We start from the raw sequence: 21,493 nt of genomic DNA, 5'->3' as shown, positions 1-21,493 counted from the left end.
TGCCAATCCACAGCGACGGCTAGTCATCGACCCCCATGAGCCAGGCCCGAAGCGATGTTTAGGCGATCGCCCCACCCAGATCTCAATCCACCAGACCCAACCAGACCCAGCCAGACAAAACCCCACAACACCCCACAAAAAGTGATGATCACCACACCCAAATCCGAGAGCGGGTCGCTAAACTGAGATCCGACGATTGCGCTCGATTGCTACCACTTCCATGACAACCTGATTGAGTTGCCCTTCCCAAGGAACTTTTTCCTAAGAAACTTTTTGGGAAGACAGTTCGTCAGGGTTCAGCAAATTTGGCAAAAAATCTGAGGAATTTGCCTAGATCAACTTGAAAAACGGTTGATTGCTGTTTTTTTCCACTTTCTTCAGCCTTGAGCACTCTCCCTTGCCTTGCCACTGCTCGATCTACTCTTAGCTTCTAAACATCTCAATTAGGTTCTCCTTAGTCTCCCCGCGTCGTTTTTGTTCGTGTTTTCGTTCGCGTTTTCGTTCGTAATTGTTACCGGTTGCACAAGTTGGGCGGAAAAAAGCTTCGCTCTGGAATCTGAATCGTTGTCGAAACAAGGCTGTGATCGCGATCGACCCTCTGGCCCTCGGAATGGGAATCAAGGCTCATGGCTGCGGTCAGGAGCGCACTCAGCCATGGGCCTTAGATCCACGCTAGATCCACGTTCGCTCAATCACTCCACGAACCAGCAACCCAGCATCAGTCTTGGTTGCAGGCTTTGGCCTCGATCGGTCTTGATCGGCCGTGACTGAATTTCGGCCTGGCTGAATTCAAGGGCTGATCAGCCCACCGGGACTGGGGAACTCACCCTGTGACAGCGATCGCACCTAAGCCCTGTTTTGATCTCAGGGGATGACGCTCAAGATCCATGCGGGGTCAGCGATCGGTCACTTCGCTGATTGAACTTTCCCCCGATACTAAAAACTGTGGCAGCCGGAAAATTTCCAGATCCTTGCAGTCGTTGAGTAGGTCGCAAAGCAACATGACTTCCATTCGCGAGATTGTGTCCGAAGTGTTAGCTCGTCAATACCTGTCGATCGAGGCAGAAGAAACCCTGCGCCAACTCATGCGCGGGAAATATGGCCCCGATGACTTCGAAGCGTTTATGGCCCTTCAGCGGGCGTTTTTGTCAGGAAGCTTGCGCCAAGAGTCCCGTGAACGGTTATTGGGTCAGCAAAATTTCACGATCGCGGCGGTGGCTGACTCGATCGCCCCGGCCTGCACCACCCGCGACTTATCCTACGCCTAGACTTTCGGTCTCAGTTCAGGGATGCAATCTCCGAGATCCCATCCTCCCAGGCCTTCAACCCAGCCGCTAGCTCACGGGCTGCAAGGCCCATCAAAAAACAGCCAACTCCCCAACTGAATGAGGGAGCTGGCCGCTGAACTGATGATTGGGGTTAACGGTTAATGATTAACGATGTTCAGGGGTTGGTCTGGTTGGGTGCAATTCAGCTCGGCTCATCAGTTCAGCTTGATCGAGAGTTCCAAGATTTGCCCTAGAATGCTTCGCTCAGATCTGCCTCATCCAAATCGTCAGTGGATCCCCCAGTAATTGCCCCTGCTTCCTCCAGCTTTTGGCGCACGGCCAACTCCATTTCCGCCGCGATCGCCGGATTTTCCTTCAAGTACTGAATAGCGTTGTCACGTCCTTGGCTGATGTTTTCGCCCTTGTAGCTATACCAAGCTCCCTTGCGCACCAAAATTCCGGTGGACTCAGCCAAGTCCACTAAGCAGCCGATCGAGGAAATGCCTTCGCCAAAGATGATGTCAAATTCTGCGATCCGGAACGGCGGCGCGACTTTGTTTTTGGCGACTTTGACCTTGGCCCGAATCCCAAACTCTTCGGTTCCCTTCTTCAGGGTTTGAATGCGGCGAATGTCCAAGCGCACCGATGCGTAGAACTTGAGGGCATTTCCGCCCGTGGTGGTTTCCGGGCTGCCGTAGGTGACTCCAATTTTTTGGCGCAATTGGTTGAGAAAAATCACCGTGCAGCCCGATTTACCGATGTTGCCGGTGATGCGCCGCAGGGCATGGCTCATGAGGCGGGCTTGGCTGCCCACTTGGGCCGCGCCCATTTCTCCTTCAATTTCCGATCGGGGAACCAAGGCGGCCACCGAGTCCACCACCACCAGGTCGATCGCGCCCGATCGCACCAGTTGATCCACCACTTCCAGCCCCATTTCCCCCGTGTCCGGTTGGGAAACCAGCAGATTATCAATATCCACCCCAAGAGCCTTGGCATAAACCGGATCCAAGGCGTGTTCTGCATCCACAAAGGCCGCAATACCGCCCGATCGCTGCACCTCCGCGATCGCATGGAGTGCTAGGGTCGTTTTCCCAGAGCTTTCAGGGCCATAAATTTCCACCACGCGGCCCTTGGGAATGCCGCCGCCCAGGGCCAAATCCAAGGTCAAGGCCCCGCTGGGAATGGTTTCCACCCGCATTCGGGCCGCATCTCCCAACCGGACGATCGCCCCTTTGCCAAAGCTGCGTTCAATCTGCTGAACCACCAGCCCCAGGGCCTTTTCCTTTTCCTTGCTAATTTCCTTGGTAGGCCCTTCTTTGGCGGCGCTCTCTTTGGCCGACTCTTTAGCTGCTTCCTTAGTGTCTTTGGATCCTTTGGTGCTGCTAGCGGATTCCTTGGCGGTGGCCGTCTTCGCCGTGGGGTCAGAATTTGCGGATGCGTTGGAAGCCATAGTCGCCTGGGGGTCAACGGTGATGGAAGATTTTCTGCCTGATCGCACCGTGGCCGGAGCCGGCAAGCCCTCATCGGCCGGGGTGTCTGCTAGGGGAGCGATCGAAGCGGCTTCTATTGTAGGAGGAACTGGAGTCGCAACGGAGGCAGCGGCCATCCCGAAAACCCTCAAGACGAAAGAGCTTCCCCAGTTTAGCAAAAATCTGTACAGAAATCAAATAAGCACCTGACAGGGCCAGCGGGTTCAACCGAGCATCCCAAATTGGCCCCTTAGGCAAACGGCAATTCCTCAAGCGATCTGGAACAGGCTAGAACAGGAAATATCGCTGGGCCATGGGCAGCACCGCCGCCGGTTCGCAGGTCAACAGTTGCCCATCGGCAAACACTTCATAGGTTTGTGGATCCACTTCGATCGTCGGTTGGGCATCGTTCAGCTTCATGTCGGATTTGCGGATCGATCGAATCCCTGACACGGCGACGGCTTGCCGCTGGAGACCCAATTTATCGGGAACCCCGGCCTTGAGGGCGGCTTTCGAGACGAAGGTGAGGCTGGTGCTCTGGATTGCTTTGCCGAAGCTGGCGAACATCGGGCGGCCATGCACCGGTTGCGGCGTGGGGATGCTGGCGTTGGCATCGCCCATTTGGGCCCAGGCGATCGCCCCGCCCTTGATCACCAACTCCGGTTTCACGCCAAAGAATGCTGGTTTCCAAAGGCAGAGATCCGCCAGTTTGCCCGGTTCGATCGACCCCACATGATTGGCAATCCCGTGGGCGATCGCCGGGTTGATCGTGTATTTGGCGATGTAGCGTTTGGCGCGGGTGTTATCGTGGCGGGCCGGGTCTTGGGGCAGGGAGCCGCGTTGCACCTTCATTTTGTGGGCCGTTTGCCAGGTGCGGATGATGCTTTCGCCAATTCGGCCCATGGCTTGGGAATCCGACGACATCATGGCGATCGCCCCCAGGTCGTGCAGGATGTCTTCGGCGGCGATCGTTTCCCGGCGAATCCGCGACTCAGCGAAGGCCACATCCTCGGGAATGGCGCGATCGAGGTGGTGACACACCATCAACATATCGAGGTGCTCCTCGATCGTGTTCACCGTGTAGGGGCGCGTCGGGTTGGTCGAAGAGGGCAGCACGTTGGGCAAGCCGCAGACCTTGATGATGTCCGGGGCATGGCCGCCGCCCGCGCCCTCGGTGTGGAAGGTGTGGATCGTACGGCCCTTGAAGGCGGCCACGGTCGCTTCCACAAAGCCCGCTTCGTTCAGGGTGTCCGTGTGGATCGCCACCTGGATGTCATACTCTTCGGCGACGCTGAGGCAGGTGTCGATCGCGGCGGGTGTGGTTCCCCAGTCCTCATGTAGCTTCAGCCCGATCGCCCCGGCCTTCACCTGTTCCACCAGGCCCGCCGGTTGGCCGCTGTTGCCCTTGCCCAAAAAGCCCAAATTCATCGGAAAGGCTTCCGCCGCTTCCAACATCCGCGCCATGTGCCAGGGGCCGGGGGTGCAGGTGGTGGCGTTGGTTCCGGCGGCGGGGCCCGTGCCACCGCCGATCATTGTCGTGATCCCAGCGGCCAGGGCCGTTTCGATTTGTTGGGGACAGATGAAGTGGATGTGGGTGTCAATGCCGCCGGCCGTGACGATCGCCCCTTCGCCCGCGATGATTTCCGTGCCGGGGCCGATGATGATGTCCACGCCCGCTTGGGTGTAGGGGTTGCCGGCCTTCCCGATCGCCGCAATTTTGCCCTGTTTGATGCCAATGTCGGCTTTAATCACGCCCCACCAATCGAGGATCACGGCATTCGTAATCACCGTATCCATTGCGCCGTCACGATTGGTAATCGGTGATTGACCCATGCCATCCCGGATCGTTTTGCCGCCGCCAAATTTCACTTCATCGCCATAAACCGTCAGGTCTTTTTCGATTTCAATGAGTAATTCGGTGTCGGCCAATCGCAGGCGATCGCCCGTGGTGGGCCCGTAGGTTTCAGCGTAGGTGCGGCGATCTAGACGGTAGGGCATCCGACTTCCTCCAGAATGGAAATGTAGTTGGGCTGGGCTTTGACACGCTCAATCCAAGCCAAGACGTGGGGAAATGGGGCTAAATCAAATCCCCCCTCATCGGCTAAATGGGTATAAGCAAACAGCGCAATATCGGCAATGGAATAGCGATTTTCGACTAAAAAGTCCGACTGTTTGAGGGCTTGGTCGAGGACTCCGAGGGCGGCATAGCCAGGAGCTTGTTTTTGTTGAAGGGCTTCTCGATAGGTGTCAGAATCCTTGAGAATGGCTCGCCAAAATCGTGATGTAGCAATGTAAGGCTCGTGGCTATATTGCTCAAAAAACAGCCATTGCCAAACGGCCGCGCGCGATCGGCGATCGGAGACGTTAAAGGGGGTGTCTTCTGCCAAATAAGCCAATATGGCATTGGACTCGCTCAAGTAATCTCCCGGAGCCAGTTCTAACACTGGAATGCGGCCATTGGGATTGATGTTTAGAAACGCTTCCGTTCTGGACTCTCCGTTTAAGATGTCAATTTCATGGCACTCAAATGGTAGTTGCAATTGGGTTAAGAGCAGCCGAATTTTGTAGCAATTACCTGATGACTGAAATTGATATAGGCGATACATCGTTCAATTGCGTCCCCTATCGATAGCTGACATCGTTGATTGTGATTGATCGTGTTCGATGTTCACCACATACATCACAGTTTCATCGCCCACAATTGGGTAATCAAGATCGTTTTGTGGCACTACCCTGGTACTAGCAATTAACCCAAAAGCGAATCGCAAAACCCATTGCGTTGCTTGTTAATCAACCTCAAACTACTGATCGCCTTGATCGCTTGTGCTGACAGAAATTGAGGTTTGAGCATATGCCATACTGACAAAAACGGCTGCCAGTCAGACAGGCTCTCAACCTCATCTCGTAACCATCTCGAATAGACATTACTTGCGGGATTTTTTCTCAGCTTTTTTCTCGGATTTTTCCTTTGATTTTTTGCTGAGTTGATTGCCCTCCAGTGGCCCTTCTACCAGTGCATTAAACCCGTAGATTTCTCGGGTTCCGGCAAAAGGAACCAGCGTCACCGTTTTCTCATCACCCGGTTCAAAGCGCACCGCCGTTCCTGATGGGATATCCAAATGGGTTCCCCGAGCCGCGGCACGATCGAACACGAGGGCTTCATTCACTTCAAAAAAATGAAAATGTGATCCCACCTGAATCGGCCGATCGCCCCGGTTTTCCACCGTGATTGTCACGGGCGATCGGCCCACATTCAATTCAATCTCGCCGGGTTCAACAATTAATTCACCGGGAATCATGACATTCTTCCTTGTCGCAAATTTGAACAGTAGGGGCGCACATTCGGGATGCATGGCCATCCACTCCTACTAACGAATGGGGCACTAACGAATGGGGCACTAACGAATGGGGTCATGCACGGTCACCAATTTCGTGCCGTCGGGAAACGTCGCTTCCACCTGCACATCGTGGATCATCTCTGCTACCCCTTCCATCACCTCATCTCGGGTGAGCAGCGTTGTCCCCTCCGCCATCAGTTCCGCCACGGTTTTGCCGTCTCGCGCCCCTTCCAAAATGGCCGCCGTCAGATAGGCCACGGCTTCCGGGTAGTTGAGCTTCAGTCCGCGATTTTTGCGGCGCTCGGCCAGCAGCGCGGCGGTGAAAATTAGCAGCTTGTCCTTTTCTTGGGGCGTGAGTTGCATAGGGCGATCGCGCAGGTCATCTTGCCAATACTCTGTTGTTGGTTGTACCGCGATTTGTCTAGCAGGTCACCGATTGATTGCGAAGATTTTGGGTTTCGGGGCGATCGCAGCTATAGCGGCCAAAACCGGGAGACGATCGCGGGGCGATCGCGCTGGCTGCGGCGCACCAAATCCCACACCTGCCAGAACCAGCGCCGGGCCTCACTGACCGAATGGCCCCGATAGCGACAGAGCAGCCCCGTTTGCAGCCGCGTGATGCCGCAATCGACCCGATCGCCTGTGGGCAGGTGCGATCGCGCTTCCGCAATCAGCTCCTTGGGCAATTCCTGACCAATCCAAGCCAGCGTCCCGACGATCGGGCAACCGGCCAACCCATGGGAACCGTCGCGGGTGGCCGGGTCAGTCGCATCAATCCGTTGCGGATCGAGCCAGACCAATCGATCACCCTGCCACACTTCCAGGCGCGATCGCCACTCACCGCAGCCGTAGCGCTCACCGCCGGCCGTGCGCCCCAGCCGCACAATCTCACTACCCAGCCAACTGGCTCCGGCCGCCAGGTCAATGCGCGATCGCTGCTCATAGAGCGCGCCATCAAAAATAATCGTCTCCTGGGGCAACCATTCCAGGTGCGCCCCTTCGCCCACCCGCACCTGCACCGATTGCTGGGCAAACCGCCCGGCCGGGTCAACCAGTGATCGCCCCCGGCTGCCGTAGATCTTGGCCGCCGACACCGTTGTCACCAGGGCGGCCGTTTCCGGCTCCAAGTCCAACGTGATCGACAGGCGATCGCCCCCGACCATCCCCCCCGCCACATGCAACATGGCCGCGTGGCAAACCGCTGGCCCTTCGGGATAAAAGGGCCGCTGAAATTGCAAGGGCGATCGGGTTTTGGCCTGAACCTGGGTGCGATCGCCCGATCGGTCAAACCGCAACGCGAACGATCCATGCCAGGCGCGATCGGTTTCGGGCGTTGGCTGGGGCGCGACGGTCACGATGCTTCCTCCGGTTGTGAACCCACCTTCAGCCAACCAAAAATCTGCTCCGCCGTCAGGGTCAGGGGCAAGTCCGGCAAGCAAGGCAAGGGATCCGCCCGCCGACCGATTAACGGCGGGCGATCGGGCAATAGGGCAAGGATCGATTGATCCTGGGGATCAACCAACCAAGCCAACCGGCTCCCAAACTGCAAACTGTGCAGCAGCTGATCCATCACCCGATTAGCCGGTTGTTCGGGCGACAAAATTTCGATGATCCAATCTGGAGCCGCCAAGAATTGATCGATCGGCTCGCCCTCATCCGTCAGTGCCACCCGTTCCCAAGCAATCACCGCCACATCGGGGACGATCGAGCGATCGCCAAAGGTGCAGCGCAACTCCGGCATGGCTGTGTAGCGATCGCCTACCGCATCGATCGCTCGAATGAGGCGTTTTTGCAGTAAGGAATGGCGAAACTTGGGCATGGGTTTTTGGACTGCCACACCATCGAGATATTCCCAAGCAGGTGAATCTTCGAGATCGGGGCGATCGAGAAATTCCGCCAGGGTGGCGATCGGGGCGATCGAAACCGTCATAGGCACGCAGCCAGCGAACAGCGCCGCGAGATTGTTTCTGTTGATTGGATTCTATTGCAAATTCTGGAATGGGGCTGATGCTGCAATGGCTGATTTGCTGTGCCCCAATCGTCGTAACTAAGGGGCTTAGGGGCTGCTGTCATTTCAGTTCATCCCTCGAAAAGAGCCATGAGTCAAGCTTGTGCAGGGTCAATTTCCCTCACCCCAACCCCGCTCTTGACTTGGAAGAGAGATGACTCTGGCTCCCCTTAGGCGAAGGGGCTAGAGGATGAGGGCAACCGGGATTTCACGGAAAGATTAGGATTTCAGGCAACTGAGTCATACAGCACTTTTAAGGGCTATGAGGTATAGCCGAACCTCGAAAATACTTGATTTTAGAAGGCTCTAGCCTTCAGGTCACACTCTGTTTGACAAAGAAGTGCTTTATATATTTTTTTAAGATCTAAAGAAAATCTATTCATAAATAACAAATCACGAAATACCAGTTATATTCTACGGAATATTATCTGTGCCAATTCTGTTATCAAAATCAATCGACATCAATTTTAAACTTCCTAAACACTCCATGGTGTCACAGCGCTTAGATAGCTATCGCTATCCTAACAAGAGGCTATCTAGCAAGTATCTCTCGGCACTGATTACACACCAATGGTGGGGAGCAAAGAGATTGATCTCCTTGTTTTCGTTGATTGATAGAGCAAATAGAAAATCAACTCTAGCTTTTCAAGCAGATTCCAAGAGTAATTGATTGCGTTCTAAAAAAAGCGAGTTTTTAAGTTACGAATCTTGCATGGTCTATCTTTACAGCATCATGAAACCTGTTTCGACAATAGCAAGTATCGACCAATTAGTGAATTACCTGGATTCTCAAAAGGTTAGCAATGAGCTATGTTCTGAGATCGTTGGAGGTATTCAAAAGAATTCAATGGCTCTAAGGTTAACTCACCATGTCCTAAGATTGATTGATTGGCGAAGTATTCTCCAAGACCCAATCAGAAAGCAATTTCTTCCGTTGCAGTCAGAATATATAGAATCTCATCCCAAAGCAACACAAGACTCTCTGACGGAGAAGGTATTTCAGCCTCAAGATGGTTTGATTCATCGATATCCTGACAAAGTCTTATTCTTGGTTTCTAATGCTTGTCCAGCATATTGCTCTTTCTGTACTAGAAGCTATGCAATTGGCCCCAATACTGATTCTCTGACAAAGTATCGTTGGACTTCTTCAGGAAAGTCTTTTCAAACTCGAGTCAAAGATTTAAAAGAATACCTAGAAGTAAATTCTAATGTGACTGATATTTTGCTGTCTGGCGGTGACATTGCCTCTGTGGAGCCGCAATTGATTGATGAATTGCTGAATTGTCTCAGCAATATCCAATCTTTGCAGACTATCAGGCTGGCTACGAGAACATTGTTATTTGAGCCATCTTTGTTTTTTTTCGATACGCCACTCTTTAGAATCATTACACGACACGCTCAAAATTTGAAAAAAAGCAACCGAGAGCTATCCATTCAAAGCCATTTCAATCATCCTTTTGAAATTTCGTTAAGCTCTAGGACTGCGTCGCTTGCATTGAACCAAGCAGGCGTTACTATTCGTAACCAAACAGTTCTTTTGGATGGTGTTAATGCAACCTTTGAGATACAAAAAAGTCTGATTGAGAACCTCTGGATTTCAGGAATTCAGCCTTATTATGTTTATCAAATGGACATGGTTAGCAATGTAGAACACTTCCGCACAAAACTATCGACTGCCATCGATATCTCGAAACAACTGACAGGTGTGTTTGCCGGATTCAAGCTGCCTAGATTTATCGTTGATCTACCTTCTGGAGGAGGAAAACGAAGTGTTTATGAGTATGAATTTCACGATAGAGAACATGGAATTTACGGCTTTAGGTCTCCTTGTTTTTCTGACAACAAAATTTATTACTATTATGATCCATTAAGATATCTGGATAGCAGCACAAGTAAAGGAGCAGGAGGCATCAAGCTCAATTTCTGAAATTAACTGAAGCCAATGTCTCAGCGCGTACATTATAAATGTAGTAGTAGGCAATCACCTCATGATCAATGATGAATCCCATCCGGAGCGATATCTTTTCAAGTGGCTTTCTTCTTTTTTGGATGACCAAGACATCAGAAATTTTCATGAATCCATTTGTGGTAAGCCAGGCAGGATTACTAATGCCTATGAAGATCTGTTTCAAGGGTCAAAAGTAGAGAGTGCGGAGGAGATAATCAAAGTAACAGAGTTTCTGAAAGGTGATGTTTATCAAGGATTAGTGAGTGGGCTGAACATTCCATTTCTTTCTTTTTGTTCACATCATTTTCTCCCATTTCATGGAACTGTTGATCTAATTTATGAACCTGGAGAATACATAATTGGAATCGGCAAGCTATCCAGGTTGGTTGACTACAGGGCAAAAAGATTTAATATCCAGGAGCGTATTGCAGAGCAGTTATGTAGTGATTTAATGCAATTTGGACTAGCAAAAGGAGCCTTTGCCAGGGTAAAGGCTAGTCATATGTGCCTCTGCCATCGAGGCCCACAAAAATACAATTCAACCAACACTGTTTGTTATTGGACTGGGTCTTTTCTGGATTCATCAAAAAAGATTGAAGTTCAGCAAATGCTCAGTTAAGCGCTCGCACTAAATTCCAAAACTTGCCATGAAATTACAGTTAGTATATAACTTACGGAGCGAACATCCTCATAAGGCAAGTGACTGTCCTGTTGATGCCGATGCTGATTGGGATACTCCAGAAACAATCTCATTTCTAAACACCTCTTTGACTCGAATCGGATTCGATGTTACTGAGGTACGCTTTAGTCGAGAAGCCGTACAACATATTATCCAACGAGAAGTGTTGATTTTTAATATATGTGAAATGACTGGCGGAGCATACAGAGAAGCTCTTATTCCATCTTTGTGTGAAATCCATCAGATTCCATATGTTTTCTCTCAGCCTGATGTGATGGTTAAGGCATTGGATAAAAATATCTGCAACCTACTTGTGCAACAATCAGGTATAGATGTGCCTAGCTGGCTATTTTTAAAAACAGTGCGGGATCTAGAAATTTTAAAGTCCGCTAGTAATTATCCCTATATTGTCAAACCTCACTCTGAAGGTAGTGGAATGGGTATTTCTGACCAATCAGTCGTATACAGCTATCAAGAGTTATATGCCAGAGTAAAATATATACTTTCAGCTTACCGGCAGTCAGTCGTAGTTCAGAAGTACATTGATGGGCTTGAGCTGACCGTTGGAGTAATAGGCAATGGGGACAATGTAGAAGTTCTAGCGCCTGTCTTGGTTGAGTTACCAAATAGCCAGGTCTATGGCTATGTACAAAAGGAAGACTCGCAGAATCAAGTAACGTATTCACTATGTTCCGACGAAAAAGTTAACCGGAAAGTTCTTCGAGCTGCAAAGATTATTTATAATGTATTAGGATGTAGGGATGCAGCAAGAATAGATTTTCGTTTTGATACAGCTCGCGAAAAGCTTTACTTCCTAGAAGTAAATCCCTTGCCTCATCTACATCCACTCATTGGAGATTTTTGTCGTTCAGCGTATGGCTCAAAATATTCTTATGATAGCCTTTTAAAGAAGATTTGTAATTTCGCACTCCTTAGAGATAATTGATAAAATCACAGACAATTAACATGGCTAGACATCTCATTTAGGTTACGAAAAAGGAGAACTATTGATGGGTAGCTCAACTGAGTGGGATCTTCTGAAAGAAGTAATAGTAGGACGCTTAGAAGGCTCAATGTTTCCTAGCTGGGATAAGATTCTGATGAAAACTATCCCGCGAGATGCTCTTTCTGCTTACGAACTCCAATTCGCGCAAAAAGGCAAGCATATTCCTGAGCACATTATTGAAAAAGGAAATATCGCGCTTGACAATTTAGTATCTTTACTTAAAGCAGAGGGGGTTAAAGTTCAACGTCCTGAAATTTTTGATTTTAGTCAATCTTTTGCAACTCCTTTGTGGATGGTAGAGTCTGGAGTTTCAAGTGCCAATCCGAGAGATGTTTTTATGGTCATTGACAATAATATTATTGAATGTCCAATGGCTGATCGCGGTAGATACTTTGAAGCATTTCCGTATAGAAAGATACTCAAAAATCTTTCTGACAATGGGTGGAAATGGGCATCTGCTCCAAAACCCATGCTCAGTGACGATTTCTATACATCTAGTGATCACAACTTTCCTTATTCTATTACAGAGGCTGAACCGACTTTTGACGGTGCAGATTTTATGCGTTTTGGAGAAAACATCATTGGTCAACTCAGCCACGTGACAAATTATTCAGGAGTTAAATGGCTACAATCCTTTTTGGGAGATCAGTACAAAATTCATCTCATACAGTCAAAGTGTCCTGAGGCACTCCACATTGATACAACTTTAATTCCCCTTTGCAACAACAAAGTTCTAATCAACCCGGAATTTATTGATTCAAGCTGTCTGCCTGAATTTTTGAGTACCTGGAAATTAATTGAAGCGCCAAAACCAGATTCTTTTATGACTGAAATTGGCGAATATCGCATAGTCAGTGATTGGATGAGTGTTAATATTTTAAGCATTGATGAGAAGCGAGTCATTGTTGAAAAGAAGCAGCAGTCTCTAATCTCTTTGCTTAAGAGCGAGGGGTTTGAACCAATACCATGTGCTTTTGAAGACTATTATATTTTTGGTGGATCTTTTCACTGTGCAACTTTGGACATATGTAGGCAGTCATACAATCTGTAACTGAGTAAAGTATCAACAACAAAATAAATAGACACAAAGGCATGTAAATATGAATCAGCCAAATAAGTACAGCGCATTAACCCAGAATTATTTAATTAAAAATATGTCGCTAGAGAAAGTTTACACTTTCAAGTATCAAAACAAATATTTCCTCGGCTTGAATACAGTTTTTTCTCCACTTGTTTTCGAGGATACATATTTTTTTGCTGAACACGTTCCGTACAAGCCTGGTTCTCATTTTCTTGAAATCGGTGCTGGCACTGGACTGATTTCAATTATTCAAGCTCTACATGGAGTTAATGTGACTGCAACTGATATTAATCCCGATGCAGTGCTCAACATCAAGATGAACGCCATTTTACACTCTGTAGAAGAGCATATACAGGTGATTCACTCTGATCTTTTTGATTCTATAGAAAAGTCACATACATTTGATTCTATTTTCTGGAATCCTCCTTTTATTTTGAGCCATGAAACTCCCCAATCCTTTTTGGAGAAGAGCACTTTTGATTTTCAATATTCTAGCATTGAAAAATTCATGTCCTCTTTTTCTAAGTATTTAAAACCCGATGGACATGCATATATTGGGTTTTCTTCAACGAGTGGAGATATACTATATTTACAAGATTTGTGCTTCAGACAAAATCTATCATTAAGACTAGTTGTAAAAGGAGAACTAAGCGAAAATATATATGATGAGTTGTTCACAGTCGAGTTGTACGAAATTCTGCCAGCTAAGAAAGAGCTAAATAAGCCCGAATTCTAGGAGTTCTTATGTTTCACAAAGATGATCATCCACTGGAAAAGTTATCATTTCTAACACAGCGAGAAAACTGGAGGACTGAAAGTATTTATCTGGATGATTTCAGGCTTGAGATAGCTGGACACCCTGTCATGGAAAGTTGGGAAGATCCTTACATGAAGAAATTAGCAGAAATTGCAACTGGCAATGGAGGGAAAGTTCTAGAGGTTGGATTTGGCATGGGAATTGCCGCATCTTATATTCAAGAATATTCAATCAGTGAACATCATATTATTGAAGCTAATAATGAGGTATTTCGTCAGTTACAACACTTCGCAGGATCTTCTAAAGTCAATGTGATTTCATACCTAGGTTTTTGGGAAGACATCACCCAGCAGTTTGAAGATGAGTATTTTGATGGGATCTTATTTGACACTTATCCAATCATAATTGAAGAACTGTATACTGCCAGATTTTCCTTCTTTTCAGAAGCCTTTAGGCTTCTGAAACCAGGCGGTGTTTTTACGCACTACTCAGGAGAGCTGACTTTTACAGATGAATACACTGCGTTGCTCAAAGCAGCGAATTTTAGAAATTTTTCAAGTGAATTAATTTCTGTTAAGCCTCCGCATGATTGCTTATACTGGAATGAACCATATCTGATGGCTCCCAAAATTTTGAAAGATAACTAGTAGTTCAGATTAGCTAGCTACTTTGACTTTCAAATTAAGGTGGTACTACTACATAGTAATAATGAATATCACTCGTTTATCATTACTATATAAACAATTTTTTGACAAGAACCATCATCTCATAGAGATCACCCAAATTCATACTCAAGCTCAAAGATTTAATCAATTTCATGACTCACTTTAATAATACGGCTCAAATGGATATCACAACAACAATTGGTTGTACAGTTGGCTGTGCATACTGTCCTCAAAAGAAAACTTCACTTTTTTATAGAAACAAAGGTTTACCCGTCAAGAGTAATTTTATGAGTTTTGAGACATTTGTGGCATGCTTGAGCAAAATACCAAAATCAGTACAGATTAATTTTGCTGGATATTCTGAGCCATTTTTAAATCCTCTGTGTACTGAAATGATTCTCTACGCAAGGGCAGAAGGATACGCCATATCTCTCTACACTACATTAGTCGGATTAAGTGTAGAAAAAATAAAACAGCTTTCGCTTATTCCTTTTGTGTCGGTTGATATACACCTGCCCACAACCTTAGGTGAGGAAAGAATTCCAATAAATGATTCGTATAAAGAAAAATTGAGAATTGCGCTAGATATATTACTTAATTCAAATTGTGTGAAAATGGATTGGGAAGGAAACGATATTCTTATAGATACACTAGATAATTATGACTTAAAGTCTAGAATTTACAGCGTCCCGATTAATACTCGTGCTGCCAATTTGTCTAATGATCTTATACCACACCCTCCGCGCAGAAGCGGTAAACTTCAGTGCGATAGGCACTTATATTCAAATGTTCTACTACCCAACGGTGATGTAACCATTTGTTGTCAAGATTTCGGTATGAATCATATTATTGGAAATCTAATGAATGATACCTATGAAAATCTCTTTAAAAGTTCTGAATTTGATCGAGTCCAACGAGGTCTTCAGAATGAAAATGCAGATACTCTGTGTAGACAATGTGAGTATGCTCTGAACATTACTTAAATATGGATTCTTGAGCGCAGTAAAAGCGAGGTACTGAAACGATATACTTGGTTGCAAAAATACCTATTCAGAATGAAACTCTACTATTTAATCTGAGGTACTAATGTTGTCAACAAACTATGTTTTTACTTATTGGGAAGGAAATCAGTACGCTTTTACTAAAATTTGTATAGATTCTATTACGAGAATTTTTGGATCGCGCCATATTCATCTAACACCTGACAACTTAAGTGATTATATAGATCTGGATGGCAATATTAGAACATGTCAGCATCTTCCTTTTCGCTCAGATTACATACGTACAATGTTGCTAGAGAAATTTGGTGGCTGGTGGTTTGATTGTGACGTACTGCTTTTTAAAAACCCCCAAGAGTTAATTAATTCAGACAAGTCCTATATTTGGAATCTAATCTATCGTGTAGAAGATCATTGGGTTCCATTAATTAACAATGGTATCCTTTATTCACCGAAGAACTCTGGCTGGATAACTACAATTGCAGAGGATTTTAGGCGGGTGAATACAGAAAATTTAATCATGTCTTATGAAAATGAAGATATTGGTCAGAATATATACGAAAATCATTCTCTGAACAATTCCGATGTTGTAGTGGGCTGTGAATACGACTTCAATTCAACTTTCAACGTGAATGCCGACTACAAACCTTTCTGGGATGGTCGTATTAGATTAAATTCTGCAAACTACGGCATCCACATTGGTGCATCTCTAAGTAGATGGGCGGCAGCAACAGGTGATGTAACAGCTCATCACATCCTTTCCATTCAATCGCTGAATGACTTGATGGAGCAGTTTCCTTTATCTGTAGTGAGTCAGTATGTTAGTAATCATATGTAAAGTACATGCCAAAATTCAGCTCTATTTTTATTGAATGAAGAAGGAGTATTCATAAGCCATAAAATTGGGAGTGATACAACTATGCTGATTAAATACAGCCCTTACCCCGATTACTAAGCACAGTTGCCCGTAGGGTGGGCAATGCCCACCAAACCGTTGCTTCATGGCATCTGCAATATGGCGTGCCAATAATTCTAGGTAAAGGCTGTATGGGGCAAAGGTTGTAAGTCGCTGTCGTCATAATTAGTTAGTAAGGACGAGCTATTCGGCGGAAGTTTCTTTGGGGCGTGATGCTCATTTGGGGCGTGCTGCTGAGCATCACGCCTCCTCACAAGAATCGATCGCGCCTATTTCAAATCGGCGATCGCCCCTCGGGCCATTTCGGCGATCGCCCGATCGGTTGCTTTTGGCAGGTGATAATACTTGCCGCCCGCCGTTTCTGCCATTTCCTTGGCGAAACCGGTGGAAACGAATTTGCTTTGGGTGTCGATCACCAGCAGCTTGATGTTCAGGGCGCGGATTTTGCCCGCAATATCCAGCAGTTCTTGCTTCACATCGGGTTTCTCGTCTGGCTCCATCGGCTGGCCGAGCGATCGGGCTAGGGGCACATTCCCCCGACCGTCCGTAATCGCCACAATCACCACTTGCCCCACATCCCCCGACTGGCGGGCATTCGTCCCCACGCGCACCGCCTGGGTCAAGCCGTGGGCCAAGGGCGAGCCGCCGCCGCAGGGCATGGTTTCTAACCGCCGCTTGGCCGCCGAGATCGATCGCGTGGGCGGCAACAGCACCTCCGCTTGCTCACCCCGGAAGGGAATCAGTGACACCTGATCGCGGTTTTGGTAAGCCTCCGTCAGCAACCGCAACACCGCCCCCTTCGCGGACTGCATCCGGTTCAGAGCCATCGACCCCGACGCATCCACCACAAACACGACCAAGGCTCCGGCCTTTCGGGCCAGGCGCTTGGCCCGCACGTCGCTTTCTTCGACGAACACGCGGCGACCCGTTTCGCCCGCAGCAGCGGCCCGGGCGCGGCGGGCTTTTTGGTAGGGCGCGGCCGATCGCAGGGTGGCATCGACGGCAATTCGGCGCACGGGGCCGCGCGGCAACACGGGTTTGATGTAGCGCCCCCGATCGTCCGAGAAGATGATCGATCGACTGCCGGAGCTACCGCCCGATCGCTGGGCCGTGGTTTGGGCAAACAGCAACACCGACGGATCCATCACCACCCCTTCCGGGTCGAACACAAATTCCTCGGGGATCGCGGGCGGCTCGTCCGGTTGATCCTCGTCTTCGTTTTCGTCTTGATCTTCGTTGTCGTTGTCGGTTTCGTCGTCTTGCTCTTGCTCCGCTTCCGGTTGCTGTTGCGGCGGCGGGGGCGGCGGCGGCTGTTGCTCGTCCGGCGGCGTTTCAATCACCGTGGCCCGGGGCACAATCACCAATTCCACCGCCACCCGCAGGTCGTCGGCATTCACCACCGTTCGCCCATCGAGGGCCGCATGAGCCTTGGCCACGCGCACCGCAAACAGTTCCGCCCGATGGCCCTGCACCCGGCCGCGCACCGCTTCTTGCACCAAATATTCCAACTGCTCACGGCTGATGGTCACGTCTTTCAGCCATTCGCGCGCCAGCAGGATTTGGGTTTTCAGGCCGTCCAGTTCTTCGGCATATTGCCCCAGGAAGTCTTGGGGCGATCGCGCATAGCCCACGGCTCGATCGACCACTTCCACCCGCTGATCCAACCCCAAGGCTCCATCGGCGGACAGGGCGATCGCGATTCGATCGAGCAAATGCTCCCGCAGCGGCCCCTCTTCCGGGTTGTAGGTGGCGATCAGCAGCGCTTGGCAGGGGTGAGCAAAGCTGATCCCTTCCCGCTCAATTTGGTTGCGCCCTTCCCCGATCGCCCCCAGCAACAGGTTGGCGATTTGGTCATCGAGCAAGTTCAGCTCATCGACATACATCACGCCCCGGTTCGCCTCCGCCAGCAAGCCGGGCTGAAACACCGTTTCACCGCGCTTCACGGACTGGCCCACGTCCACAGAACCCAGCAGCCGATCTTCGGTCACGCCCAGGGGAATTTGCACAAAGGGCGCGGGAATCACTTTCCGGGGCACTTCGCCGCTAAATTGCAAGCCGTCTTCCCAGAGATCGGGCGCGTCCGGGTCGCAGTTGCTGAGGGAGCCGTCCACCACTTCGATCGGGGGCAGCAGGGCATGGATCGCCCGGGCCATCACCGATTTGGCCGTGCCGCGCCGACCGGCGATCGCCACGCCCCCCAGGCCCGGATCGATCGCCGCCAACAGCAAAGCCATCTTGATCGACTCTTGGCCGATCACCGCCGTCAGCGGAAAGGCGATCGGGTCTCGGGTTTGGGGCGGCGCAGTAACGGACATGGCGGGCGAAAAAGGGAAATTCTTATGATCAGTCTTGATGCTTTTCAGGATATCAGCGCAACGGGACAGCCGGGCCACTTCAGGCGGTTGGGGCCGTAGTGGCGTGACAGTCCGAAAATTGCAGGTTCCGCCGGGAGCTTGGCTGTTACCAAATCGTCAGGGGGCAAGGGGCTTAAGTCCCTTGTCTAGCAGGGTGGAACGGTTTTTGGATAAGGGTTTTGCGGGTTTGATGACCTTTCACGGACTGTGCCACCACGGTGCTGGATCTTGCACAATAGCAACAGCGACCTTGGGCAACATTGCAGTTTCTCGATGGTCAAGGCGCTGAGGAGTTTGAGCCAATGACTTCCAAAACGATCGCCCCGATCACCTACGACAGCGACTATTACGGCTGGGTGCAACAACAGGCCGAACTGTTGCGATCGGGGCAGTTTGATCAATTGGATCTGGAGAATTTGTTAGAAGAGGTTGAAAGCTTGGGGCGATCGGAAAAACGAGCCTTAACCAGTCAAATTGTCCGGCTCTATTGGCATTTGCTGAAGTGGCAATACCAACCCCAGAAGCGATCGAACTCTTGGGCATTTTCCATTGAAGATGCGCGGGATGAAATCTTGGAATTACTCGACGAAAATCCCAGCTTTCGGCGTGATCTTGCGGATTGGATCGTCAAGAGCTATGAGCAGTCCCGCAAAAAAGCCGCCCGAGAAACAGGCTTACCGATCGATACGTTCCCGATCGAGCCGCCGTTTACTTGGGAAATGGCGATGACCCTGCCGATCGAATATGTTGCTCGGGATTAGGATGCCCCCGCATGGAAATACAGACAACTATTGAGTCGATCGCCCCGATCACCTACGACAGCGACTATTACGGCTGGGTGCAACAACAGGCCGAACTGTTGCGATCGGGGCAGTTTGATCAATTGGATCTGGAGAATTTGTTAGAAGAGGTTGAAAGCTTGGGGCGATCGGAAAAGCGAGCCTTAGCCAGTCAAATTACGCGGCTCTATCTGCATTTACTGAAATGGCAGTTTCAACCCGATCGCCGATCGAATTCTTGGGTGTTTAGCATTCGTTCCGCCCGCCGTGAAATTCAACAGTTACTCACTGACAATCCGAGTTTGAAACCCTGGCTTCTCAGTGCGATCGAGCAGGTCTATCCCCAAGCCCGCGAGCAAGCTTTTGTGGAAACAAAATTGCCCTTGAAGACGTTCCCGATCGAGCCGCCGTTTACCTGGGAATTGGCGCTCACGATGTCGATCGAGTATGCCGATCAAGATACGGATCAAGATCAGAAATTGAGTTGATTTTGGTCTGCTCAACCGATCGAAATCTAGGCGATTTTTAGCTCCCCGATCGCCTCCAACCGCTTAAAGGCATTGAGCTGCACATATTTTTCTTCCAGCGCTTCCGACACATCGGGCCCAATCCAGCCCAGTTGTTTCAGGATGTGGATCGCAGCGGCATATTTGGCCCGCTTGGCCCCGTCCGTCACCTTGATGGCAACGCCCAACCGCTCACCCACGCGGCCCATACACTGCATCCCTTCGGCTCCTGCTTTGCTGACAATTTCGCCCCCCGTCAGCCGCATCAGATCCGTGTCAAAGCCACCATGGCCGGAAATCAGCTCCGGATAGCCGGTCATGGCCCGCACGATGCGCTCCAATTGCAGATTGTCGCCGGATGTGAGCTTGGCAAACAGGGTGGCCAACTCCTGAAGGGGCATCAGATAGGTGGGCGCGCCGCAATCGTCGCGGGCCACGACAAATTCTTGGGCAGGAATCCCGAGCAGCTCGCCAATGACACTAGAAACGGCTTGCTGGGCGGGGTGGGAATATTGCAGATAGTCCCCGATCGACCAATTGCCGTGGCGACACATGGCCAACATCCCCGCATGTTTGCCAGAGCAGTTGTGCTGAAGTGCGCTGGATTTGCCCTGGGGAATGGGGCATTGAAGGGCGCTGGGTTCAATGCCGCAATGCCAAAGGATGTTGAATACTTGGCGGGCTTGGGCAATGTCTCCCTGATGGGAACTGCACATGATCGCTAGGTCGCGATTGCTGAGACCAAAGTGATCCAAGGTTCCAGAGGCGACCACGGCCAGGGCCTGGAAGGGTTTCAGAGCCGATCGCGCAAAGCTGGAGATGCCGGAATCGCCCGCCAACATCAACAAGCGCCCCCGATCATCGCAGGCCACTGCTTGCACCATGTGGGTGGACTCCACCAACCCTTCCCGCAGCAAGCGAATTTCAATATCGGCCGCGCGCGTTAATTTGCCCCGAGTCATAAAAACTGGTTTGAAACTTGTTTAGTTAGACATTAATTCCGCCAAAAACTGCGATTGTTCATCGCAATTTAAGATCAGCTTCGGCAATCAGCCCATTTTTTCATTGCTTTCCATTTTTCAATGGGTCTTGCGCGGATCGGGGCCTTGCGATCGAGCGAGTGCGATCGCGCCCACCGTTCCCCATCCAGGTTAACCGAACCGGCCCCTAGACCAGGCCCCAAACGGCCGCCCCCGCCAGCAAGGTTCCTGCCAAAATCAGCACCAACCGCCGGAGCCGATCGAGCGTGGGCTTCACCTCATAGGAAACCACTAGCCGATCCTGAGCCAACATTTCCGGAGCCTTTTCCCAAACCTGGCCGTCATACCAGCCGGATTCTTCATAGATAATTTTTTCGCTGAACAGGCGACGGCCCACATAGCTCCAGGCCGAATAGATCCGCGCCAACACCAGCAACACGGGCAACACCGCCCCGCCACCGGCCCCCAACAGAAAGTGGGCCAGGTCTTTTTTGAGGGGGAAGCTGGCGGCGGCCACGGGCCCCACCACCAACCAGCTCCAGGCCCAAATCCACAGCAGCTTGATCACCAACCCTCGGCCCGGCAAGGTGGGCCAAGACAACAGCCAGGCCTCCTTCAACTCGGAAAACTCGTTGAGGGGTTGTTGTTCTTCGGGAACGGGACAAACCGAACGGGGCGATCGCGTCATAAACAAGGGATGAATCAGCTCTGTTGCGCCGCTCAGGCATGGATGATCAGCGG

Annotated in this window: 21 protein-coding genes; 11 read left to right on the top strand and 10 right to left on the bottom strand. The window is 49.9% G+C overall.

Features of this window, described 5'->3' with window-relative positions; translation table 11 throughout:
• Window positions 1-1,001 precede the first annotated feature (1,001 nt).
• On the top strand, window positions 1,002-1,268 hold the full coding sequence (locus tag VPK24_RS10145; RefSeq protein ID WP_393012757.1) for a hypothetical protein: 267 nt from the start codon (window positions 1,002-1,004) through the stop codon (window positions 1,266-1,268).
• Window positions 1,269-1,518: 250 nt separating this feature from the next.
• On the opposite strand, the gene recA is transcribed toward VPK24_RS10145, so the two are convergent.
• The 7 genes from recA to VPK24_RS10110 form a co-directional block, all read right to left on the bottom strand.
• The gene (recA, locus tag VPK24_RS10140; RefSeq protein WP_370567694.1) at window positions 1,519-2,565 is read right to left on the bottom strand and encodes a recombinase RecA; all 1,047 of its coding nucleotides are present in this window, start codon (window positions 2,563-2,565) and stop codon (window positions 1,519-1,521) included.
• Window positions 2,566-3,025: 460 nt separating this feature from the next.
• Window positions 3,026-4,735 carry an urease subunit alpha gene (ureC, locus tag VPK24_RS10135; RefSeq protein WP_393012754.1) on the bottom strand — a complete coding sequence of 570 codons (1,710 nt, stop codon included), beginning with the start codon at window positions 4,733-4,735 and terminating at the stop codon, window positions 3,026-3,028.
• A complete protein-coding gene (locus VPK24_RS10130) occupies window positions 4,720-5,343 on the bottom strand; it encodes a glutathione S-transferase family protein (protein WP_393012752.1) in 624 nt (207 codons plus the stop codon). The genes ureC and VPK24_RS10130 overlap by 16 nt, the downstream gene beginning before the upstream one ends.
• Before the next feature lie 318 nt (window positions 5,344-5,661).
• Complete coding sequence (locus tag VPK24_RS10125) at window positions 5,662-6,036, bottom strand: urease subunit beta (protein ID WP_393012749.1); 375 nt, start codon at window positions 6,034-6,036, stop codon at window positions 5,662-5,664.
• Between the two features lie 99 nt (window positions 6,037-6,135).
• Window positions 6,136-6,438, bottom strand: coding sequence for an urease subunit gamma (ureA, locus tag VPK24_RS10120; protein WP_099534820.1), 303 nt, complete (start codon window positions 6,436-6,438; stop codon window positions 6,136-6,138).
• 110 nt (window positions 6,439-6,548) lie between these two features.
• On the bottom strand, window positions 6,549-7,430 hold the full coding sequence (locus VPK24_RS10115; protein WP_393012746.1) for an urease accessory protein UreD: 882 nt from the start codon (window positions 7,428-7,430) through the stop codon (window positions 6,549-6,551).
• Entirely contained in the window at window positions 7,427-8,005 is a 579-nt protein-coding gene (locus tag VPK24_RS10110; RefSeq protein ID WP_393012744.1) for a Uma2 family endonuclease, read from the bottom strand. The genes VPK24_RS10115 and VPK24_RS10110 overlap by 4 nt, the downstream gene beginning before the upstream one ends.
• Before the next feature lie 811 nt (window positions 8,006-8,816).
• On the opposite strand from VPK24_RS10110, the gene VPK24_RS10105 reads away from it, so the two are divergent.
• From VPK24_RS10105 to VPK24_RS10070, 8 genes are all read left to right on the top strand, one after another.
• A complete protein-coding gene (locus VPK24_RS10105; protein WP_393012741.1) occupies window positions 8,817-10,010 on the top strand; it encodes a KamA family radical SAM protein in 1,194 nt (397 codons plus the stop codon).
• A 61-nt stretch (window positions 10,011-10,071) separates the two neighbouring features.
• On the top strand, window positions 10,072-10,650 hold the full coding sequence (locus VPK24_RS10100) for a GTP cyclohydrolase I (RefSeq protein WP_393012738.1): 579 nt from the start codon (window positions 10,072-10,074) through the stop codon (window positions 10,648-10,650).
• Window positions 10,651-10,678: 28 nt separating this feature from the next.
• Complete coding sequence (locus VPK24_RS10095) at window positions 10,679-11,656, top strand: D-alanine--D-alanine ligase family protein (RefSeq protein ID WP_393012735.1); 978 nt, start codon at window positions 10,679-10,681, stop codon at window positions 11,654-11,656.
• Between the two features lie 64 nt (window positions 11,657-11,720).
• Window positions 11,721-12,767: an amidinotransferase gene (locus VPK24_RS10090; protein WP_393012732.1), complete on the top strand. Its 1,047-nt coding sequence runs from the start codon at window positions 11,721-11,723 to the stop codon at window positions 12,765-12,767.
• A gap of 49 nt (window positions 12,768-12,816) precedes the next feature.
• The gene (locus tag VPK24_RS10085; protein WP_393012729.1) at window positions 12,817-13,533 is read left to right on the top strand and encodes a methyltransferase; all 717 of its coding nucleotides are present in this window, start codon (window positions 12,817-12,819) and stop codon (window positions 13,531-13,533) included.
• 8 nt (window positions 13,534-13,541) lie between these two features.
• Window positions 13,542-14,201, top strand: coding sequence for a methyltransferase domain-containing protein (locus VPK24_RS10080; protein WP_393012726.1), 660 nt, complete (start codon window positions 13,542-13,544; stop codon window positions 14,199-14,201).
• A 170-nt stretch (window positions 14,202-14,371) separates the two neighbouring features.
• Window positions 14,372-15,202, top strand: a complete 831-nt coding sequence (locus VPK24_RS10075; protein WP_393012723.1) for a radical SAM/SPASM domain-containing protein — start codon at window positions 14,372-14,374, stop codon at window positions 15,200-15,202.
• 103 nt (window positions 15,203-15,305) lie between these two features.
• Complete coding sequence (locus tag VPK24_RS10070) at window positions 15,306-16,055, top strand: capsular polysaccharide synthesis protein (protein ID WP_393012720.1); 750 nt, start codon at window positions 15,306-15,308, stop codon at window positions 16,053-16,055.
• A 347-nt stretch (window positions 16,056-16,402) separates the two neighbouring features.
• Here the strand turns inward: VPK24_RS10070 and bchD are convergent, their stop codons facing one another.
• Window positions 16,403-18,448: a magnesium chelatase ATPase subunit D gene (bchD, locus tag VPK24_RS10065; RefSeq protein WP_393012717.1), complete on the bottom strand. Its 2,046-nt coding sequence runs from the start codon at window positions 18,446-18,448 to the stop codon at window positions 16,403-16,405.
• 341 nt (window positions 18,449-18,789) lie between these two features.
• Between bchD and VPK24_RS10060 the strand changes: the two genes are divergently transcribed.
• Together VPK24_RS10060 and VPK24_RS10055 are read left to right on the top strand one after the other, a co-directional pair.
• Complete coding sequence (locus tag VPK24_RS10060) at window positions 18,790-19,248, top strand: DUF29 domain-containing protein (protein WP_393012715.1); 459 nt, start codon at window positions 18,790-18,792, stop codon at window positions 19,246-19,248.
• An 11-nt stretch (window positions 19,249-19,259) separates the two neighbouring features.
• Window positions 19,260-19,754: a DUF29 domain-containing protein gene (locus VPK24_RS10055; RefSeq protein WP_393012712.1), complete on the top strand. Its 495-nt coding sequence runs from the start codon at window positions 19,260-19,262 to the stop codon at window positions 19,752-19,754.
• A gap of 26 nt (window positions 19,755-19,780) precedes the next feature.
• Here the strand turns inward: VPK24_RS10055 and VPK24_RS10050 are convergent, their stop codons facing one another.
• Together VPK24_RS10050 and VPK24_RS10045 are read right to left on the bottom strand one after the other, a co-directional pair.
• On the bottom strand, window positions 19,781-20,734 hold the full coding sequence (locus VPK24_RS10050) for an asparaginase (RefSeq protein ID WP_393012710.1): 954 nt from the start codon (window positions 20,732-20,734) through the stop codon (window positions 19,781-19,783).
• Window positions 20,735-20,939: 205 nt separating this feature from the next.
• The gene (locus tag VPK24_RS10045; protein WP_190528179.1) at window positions 20,940-21,440 is read right to left on the bottom strand and encodes a CGLD27 family protein; all 501 of its coding nucleotides are present in this window, start codon (window positions 21,438-21,440) and stop codon (window positions 20,940-20,942) included.
• Window positions 21,441-21,493: the final 53 nt, after the last annotated feature.

Source organism: Limnothrix redekei LRLZ20PSL1 (assembly GCF_043235035.1).
Taxonomy (GTDB): Bacteria; Cyanobacteriota; Cyanobacteriia; order CACIAM-69d; family CACIAM-69d; genus CACIAM-69d.
The sequence above is the reverse complement of the archived record's forward strand: the minus strand, read 5'-3'. Positions and strand labels throughout refer to the sequence as shown.

What these genes read in the sequence shown, in the direction of transcription:
- VPK24_RS10145 (WP_393012757.1), top strand. Translation starts at nt 1,002, where the DNA reads ATGACTTCCATTCGCGAGATTGTGTCCGAAGTGTTAGCTCGTCAATAC.
- ureC (WP_393012754.1), bottom strand. Translation starts at nt 4,735, where the DNA reads ATGCCCTACCGTCTAGATCGCCGCACCTACGCTGAAACCTACGGGCCC.
- VPK24_RS10130 (WP_393012752.1), bottom strand. Translation starts at nt 5,343, where the DNA reads ATGTATCGCCTATATCAATTTCAGTCATCAGGTAATTGCTACAAAATT.
- VPK24_RS10125 (WP_393012749.1), bottom strand. Translation starts at nt 6,036, where the DNA reads ATGATTCCCGGTGAATTAATTGTTGAACCCGGCGAGATTGAATTGAAT.
- ureA (WP_099534820.1), bottom strand. Translation starts at nt 6,438, where the DNA reads ATGCAACTCACGCCCCAAGAAAAGGACAAGCTGCTAATTTTCACCGCC.
- VPK24_RS10110 (WP_393012744.1), bottom strand. Translation starts at nt 8,005, where the DNA reads ATGACGGTTTCGATCGCCCCGATCGCCACCCTGGCGGAATTTCTCGAT.
- VPK24_RS10105 (WP_393012741.1), top strand. Translation starts at nt 8,817, where the DNA reads ATGAAACCTGTTTCGACAATAGCAAGTATCGACCAATTAGTGAATTAC.
- VPK24_RS10100 (WP_393012738.1), top strand. Translation starts at nt 10,072, where the DNA reads ATGATCAATGATGAATCCCATCCGGAGCGATATCTTTTCAAGTGGCTT.
- VPK24_RS10095 (WP_393012735.1), top strand. Translation starts at nt 10,679, where the DNA reads ATGAAATTACAGTTAGTATATAACTTACGGAGCGAACATCCTCATAAG.
- VPK24_RS10090 (WP_393012732.1), top strand. Translation starts at nt 11,721, where the DNA reads ATGGGTAGCTCAACTGAGTGGGATCTTCTGAAAGAAGTAATAGTAGGA.
- VPK24_RS10085 (WP_393012729.1), top strand. Translation starts at nt 12,817, where the DNA reads ATGAATCAGCCAAATAAGTACAGCGCATTAACCCAGAATTATTTAATT.
- VPK24_RS10080 (WP_393012726.1), top strand. Translation starts at nt 13,542, where the DNA reads ATGTTTCACAAAGATGATCATCCACTGGAAAAGTTATCATTTCTAACA.
- VPK24_RS10075 (WP_393012723.1), top strand. Translation starts at nt 14,372, where the DNA reads ATGACTCACTTTAATAATACGGCTCAAATGGATATCACAACAACAATT.
- VPK24_RS10070 (WP_393012720.1), top strand. Translation starts at nt 15,306, where the DNA reads ATGTTGTCAACAAACTATGTTTTTACTTATTGGGAAGGAAATCAGTAC.
- bchD (WP_393012717.1), bottom strand. Translation starts at nt 18,448, where the DNA reads ATGTCCGTTACTGCGCCGCCCCAAACCCGAGACCCGATCGCCTTTCCG.
- VPK24_RS10060 (WP_393012715.1), top strand. Translation starts at nt 18,790, where the DNA reads ATGACTTCCAAAACGATCGCCCCGATCACCTACGACAGCGACTATTAC.
- VPK24_RS10055 (WP_393012712.1), top strand. Translation starts at nt 19,260, where the DNA reads ATGGAAATACAGACAACTATTGAGTCGATCGCCCCGATCACCTACGAC.
- VPK24_RS10050 (WP_393012710.1), bottom strand. Translation starts at nt 20,734, where the DNA reads ATGACTCGGGGCAAATTAACGCGCGCGGCCGATATTGAAATTCGCTTG.
- VPK24_RS10045 (WP_190528179.1), bottom strand. Translation starts at nt 21,440, where the DNA reads ATGACGCGATCGCCCCGTTCGGTTTGTCCCGTTCCCGAAGAACAACAA.